This is a genomic window from Geitlerinema sp. CS-897 (genome assembly GCF_028368005.1).
In the GTDB taxonomy this organism is placed as follows: Bacteria; Cyanobacteriota; Cyanobacteriia; order Cyanobacteriales; family Geitlerinemataceae; genus Baaleninema; species Baaleninema simplex.
Genome location: NZ_JAQNCQ010000188.1, coordinates 1 through 5,413, shown reverse-complemented (window position 1 = coordinate 5,413; position 5,413 = coordinate 1). Strand labels below are relative to the sequence as shown.

Here is a 5,413-nt window from a genome sequence, read left to right as displayed (position 1 = left end):
TGCAATGATATATTCTCGTTCTATCGAACAGCGATCGATTTGACATTTTCTAGAGTTAACCCAGTCCTTCCTCTCCCGCAGCGCATAGTTATACACAGAACGGCAGACCAGCAACCACTGGTCAATAGCGGTTGCTTGTTCGGCCGTCGGTATAAGTTTATACTGGTAGTTGAGGGTTAGCACTTTAGGAAAACATCTTAGTTTTTATAAGCATAGCCTAGAACTCAAAAGCCGTCCTTCTAGGACGGGGCTTTATACCCAGGATTTTTGGTAAGATTACAAGATGTAACGAAATACGCTCAGGAAAAAACTAAGAATGCGAGTTGCGATCGCTGGTGCGGGATTAGCGGGACTGGCTACAGCCATCAACCTAGCCGATGCGGGACACGAAGTCGAAATCTTCGAGTCTCGCCCGTTCGTCGGCGGAAAAGTCGGCAGTTGGGTAGACGCCGACGGTAACCACCTCGAAATGGGGTTACACGTCTTCTTCGGATGCTATTACAACCTCTTCGCCCTCATGGAGAAAGTGGGTGCGCTCGAATATCTGCGCCTCAAAGAACATACCCACACCTTCATCAACCAAGGCGGACGAGTCGGCCAACTGGACTTTCGCTTCTTCACCGGGGCGCCCTTCAACGGCTTAAAAGCCTTCTTCACCACCTCACAACTGTCCCTGCACGACAAACTTCGTAACTCCCTCGCCTTGGGAACCAGTCCCATCGTGCGCGGCTTAGTCGATTTCGACGGGGCGATGAAAACCATTCGCGATCTCGATCGCATCAGCTTCGCCGACTGGTTTCGATCGCACGGGGGCAACAACGGCAGCCTCCAAAAAATGTGGAACCCCATCGCCTACGCCCTCGGCTTCATCGACACCGAAAACATCTCCGCCCGGTGTATGCTGACCATTTTCCAATTTTTCGCCGCCCGTAGCGAAGCCTCCGTCTTGCGAATGCTCGAAGGCTCTCCCCACACCTACCTACACCAACCCATTCTGAACTATCTCGAAGAACGAGGTGCGAAAATCCACACCCGCCGCCGCATCCGTCAAATCAAATTTAGCGAAGCTAACGACAGAACCCGCATCGATGGCATCGTCGTCGCCGCCGGAGATGCCGAAGAAATCGTCAGTGCTGATGCTTACGTCTTCGCCTGCGACGTACCGGGAATTCAAAAAGTGCTGCCTCCAGAGTGGCGCAAATGGCCCGAATTCGACAATATCTACAAACTCGATACCGTTCCCGTCGCCACCGTACAACTGCGTTTCGACGGATGGGTGACAGAACTGCACGATGCCGAAAAACGCACGCAACTCCAAGAAGCAGCCGGACTCGACAACCTCCTCTACACCCCCGACGCCGACTTCTCCTGTTTCGCCGACTTAGCCCTCACCAGTCCCGGCGACTACTATAAACCCGGAGAAGGTTCGTTGATGCAACTGGTGTTGACCCCCGGAGATCCCTTCATCAAACAAAGTAACGAACAAATCGCCCAGCACGTCCTCGAACAAGTACGGGAACTGTTCCCCTCCGCCCGCGACTTAAACATGACCTGGTACAGTGTCGTCAAACTGGCACAATCTCTGTATCGAGAAGCCCCCGCCACAGATCCCTACCGTCCGCCGCAAGTCACCCCCGTCGAAAACTTTTTCCTCGCCGGAAGTTACACGCAACAGGATTATATCGATAGCATGGAAGGAGCCACCATTTCGGGGAATCGTGCCGCTCGTGCCGTTCTCGAACGGTTTGGTTAGGGAGAGATGAGGAGATGAGGTGATAGCCGTTTCAACGGGGGCGATCGCTCAAGGCCGAACCTCGTTCAAATCGCTGGTCAAATTCTCTGAATCTTTGCGATGTCCGTTCTCGCGATTCTCCTCTGGCTCGTACTGCTGAAGCAACTGTAAAATCGCTTTCTCCTGAAACTGTCGCGCGAGTTGTTGTAATTCTCGCGTCAACGATACCAGATGGGGGTGACTGGCTTCGAGACATTGAGCTTCTTTGATAATGCCGCGCAAGTGACCCCGTCGCGCTAAGTGCATTAACGACTCGAGCGCTTCAGTTGGGATAGCCGCCGGATCGATATCCTCGAGAGAGGGTTCGTCTTGGGGGATCTCGTCAGTCTCGCCAGGTTCCTCGATGGCGTATTCCCAGGCGATATCGAGATAGGTTTGCAGTTTTTCAAGTAAATCGTCGGCTCGAATAGGTTTCGGCAGAAAGGCATTCGCGCCCGCTTCGAGGCTGCGACGGCGATCGGCCTCGAACACCCGAGCCGACATCACCAACACGGGAACGTCTTTTAACTCGGGACATTGGCGAATTTGTCGCGTCAGTTCGAGTCCGTCCGTGACGGGCATAATAATATCGGTCAAAATCAAATCCGGCCGTGCGTGTTGGGCTAACTCGAAGCCGACTTCACCGTTTTCAGCCTCGAGAATTTTAAATCCTAAAGGCTCTAACATAGCCGTGACGACAACGCGGTTGTCCGGGCGATCGTCCACCAGGAGAATGGTTTTCGCCGCGCCAGAAAGTCCGACGATCGCACTAGCATCGAATTTAGCAGTCGGCGAAGTCGAGTCTGTGGCGTGCAGAACCGGCAAACGCAAGTCGAACCAAAACGTACTGCCTCGACCGAACGTACTTTCGACGTGAATTTCGCCCCCCATCAGGTTGACGATCTGCTGGGCGATCGCCAAGCCGAGTCCAGTCCCTTGGGCGATTTGCGTGGCTTCTTTGACTTGCTCGAACGGTTGAAAAATCTTCTCGAGCTGTTCGGGAGTCATGCCGATACCCGTGTCTTCGATTTGAAACCGCAGCTCGACAGTTTCCTCGCCATCTTCAGGTCGGTCGTACCCAAGAACCTTCACGCGGAAGGTGACGCTCCCCTTTTGGGTGTATTTCACGGCGTTTCCCAACAAGTTAATCGTCACTTGTCGGAGGCGTTTTTCATCAGTACGGACGAATTCAGGAAGGTTTTCGTCGAAATCGGAATAGAAGAGAAGGTCGTTATTACGGGCTTTGACCTGACAGATTTCGGCAACCCCCACCAGAAACGCCGAAAAGCGAACGTCGGTTTCGTACAAATCCATCTTCCGCGCTTCGATTTTCGACAAATCTAGAATGTCGTTGATCAGCGAAAGAAGGTACGAGCCGCACTGGTGAACGATCGCGACGCCCTGGCGCTGTTGGTTGAGGTCGCGGGCGTGTTCCATAATTTGGGCGTAACCGAGAATCCCGTTGAGGGGAGTTCGCAGTTCGTGGCTCATATTGGCCAAAAACTCGCTTTTGGCTTGGTTAGCCACGTCTGCGGCGTGTTTGGCCGCTTCGAGTTCGCAGGTTCGCTCTCGTACCTTGACTTCGAGGTCGGCCGAATACTCCCGTAGGCGAGCGTTAGCTTGGCGAAGCTGCCGCTGGTTGTAGGAGTTGGTGGCCAAAACTGCCGAGATAACTAACGCCAGGACGGGGGTAACCGACGGCACGATCCAACCAGCCAAAAAGGCTACGTCAGCGATAACGACGAGGGCGACGCTTCCAATACCGGCGATCGCGATCGTTCCGAGAAAGAAAATGTTGTTGCGACAGAATTTCCTCGGCAGTAGCATCCAGGTGGCGACGGCACCGACCATCGACCACACCCAAACCCACACCCATTCAGCGTAACGCGGCCACAGGTGCATCAGCGGCCGTCCGTCGAGGGCTGAGCTGAGAATTTGACTGACGATATGGGCGTGGATCTCGACGCCGCTGGTTTGCAGTCGTTCGCTACTTTCTGAGGTGATGTTGTTGGAATAGGGGGTAAAAAAGAAGTCGTTCGTGCTGTCGGCAGTCGATCCGATGAGGACGACGCGATCGCGCATCAAGTCGGGAGGAATGCGGTCTTGCAGAACGTCGAGAATCGACACGGTCTCGAAGCTACCACTCGGACCGCGATAGTTGAGGAAAATCTGATAGCCGCCTGCGTCTTTACTCGAGTATCCGGCTTCGTTTCCCTCGAGTGGCACGAACGTCGCTCGTCCGAGTCGATAGCGAGAGCGATCGCCTTCGACGGGTTCGAGAGAAATGCCTTCGGCTTCGAGATACAACAGACTCAGGCGAGTGGCCAAACCGAGAACGAGTTCGTCTTCGACCATTGCCGAAATCAAGGCGCGGCGAACTTTTCCGTCTCGGTCTTCGGGAAGGTCGGCCAGGGCGACGCGCTCGACGCGCTCGAGAGCCGGTGGCGGGGCAACCGTACCAGCTCCAAGGGATTTCTGCACGCCGATCAACATCGGCGTCTGTTCCATCACTTCGACTAAGCGATCGTGGCCGGGTTCTTCGGGTAAGTCGCGGTAAATATCTAAGCCGATCGCCCTGGGATCTTGGGCGGCAATTTTTTCGACGAGATCGGCGAGAACGGCGTCGGAAATCGGCCAGTCTCCAATTTCGGTAATGTCGTCTTCACCGATAGTAACGATAATAATCCGCGAGTCCGTGGGGTCTGCCGGTCGCAGGCTGAAGAAGCGATCGATCGCTGCGACTTCGAGGATTTTAAACCAACCCCAAAACGCGCCGGCACAGCAAACAACTGCCGTACCGGACGCGAGAACTACCACGTGTTGCCACGTTTTAAGAGACCGTTTGAACTGATTCCACACTGGGACTTCGTCCGATTATTTCGTGAGGGGGCGATCGGCGATTTCATCGAGTCCGACTTGAACGAGGAAGTCGTTCCACTCGCTGGCCAGGGTGGGATCGTTCGGGTTCGTCTCGCGTAATTCGGCGAGGGTACCGAGTGCGTCGTACCAGATACCGCTGCGACCGTAAGTATCGGCCAGCTCCAAGGACGGTTGGGCGGCCACTTCGACTTCAGCATCGATCCGTTCGATCCATCCCGAGACTCGGGGGCTGTCGGGACGCAACAGGTCGTCGGTCATCAAAACGACGTGCCATTGATAGTCTTGTCCGATTTCGAGTTCGGGGGCGTCCGAGGGCAAGCTAAAACGCACCACTCCTTGACGTCCGGAAAGACCGACGAACCCTTGATAGTGCAGGTTTCCGGCTTCGTCTTTCAGGCTGAAAAACGCTTGTTGGACGTTGGTTTCTGGAACGTAGACGAACAGGGACGGACGGCCGGCTGTGGTGCGACCGTAGTTACTCGGAGGGATTAACGGTGTGAAGAAGGGTTCGGGCCGTCTCGACGCACCGCCGCTCACATCGCTGGGAGCGCCTTCGCCGGGGGGTTGAAACTCGACTTCACCGCGAGCTGCGCCGCCGCTGGTTTGGTTGGGCGAACCTTGTCCGGGGGGTTGAAACTCGACTTCGCCGCGAGACGCGCCGCCGGTGGTTTGTTGGGGAGCCGCATCGCTCGGGGGTCGGAAGTTGACGTCACCGCGAGACGCGCCGCCAGTGGTTTGTTGGGGGGCAGCATCGCTCGGGGG

Annotated in this window: 4 protein-coding genes; 1 reads left to right on the top strand and 3 read right to left on the bottom strand. The window is 55.4% G+C overall.

Translation table 11 applies throughout. From position 1 onward, the window contains the following. A partial coding sequence (locus POG22_RS12000) for a helix-turn-helix domain-containing protein (RefSeq protein WP_498905475.1) occupies positions 1-183 on the bottom strand: 183 nt, incomplete at its 3' end. 133 nt (positions 184-316) lie between these two features. On the opposite strand from POG22_RS12000, the gene zds reads away from it, so the two are divergent. Next, entirely contained in the window at positions 317-1,753 is a 1,437-nt protein-coding gene (zds, locus tag POG22_RS11995) for a 9,9'-di-cis-zeta-carotene desaturase (RefSeq protein WP_498905473.1), read from the top strand. A gap of 48 nt (positions 1,754-1,801) precedes the next feature. On the opposite strand, the gene POG22_RS11990 is transcribed toward zds, so the two are convergent. Both POG22_RS11990 and POG22_RS11985 read right to left on the bottom strand, forming a co-directional pair. Further along, a complete protein-coding gene (locus tag POG22_RS11990; protein ID WP_223307430.1) occupies positions 1,802-4,588 on the bottom strand; it encodes a CHASE2 domain-containing protein in 2,787 nt (928 codons plus the stop codon). 57 nt (positions 4,589-4,645) lie between these two features. Beyond that, a partial coding sequence (locus tag POG22_RS11985; RefSeq protein ID WP_498905472.1) for a DUF928 domain-containing protein occupies positions 4,646-5,413 on the bottom strand: 768 nt, incomplete at its 5' end.

Excerpts from the sequence above, each read along its gene's own strand:
- zds (WP_498905473.1), top strand. The coding sequence starts at position 317 with ATGCGAGTTGCGATCGCTGGTGCGGGATTAGCGGGACTGGCTACAGCC.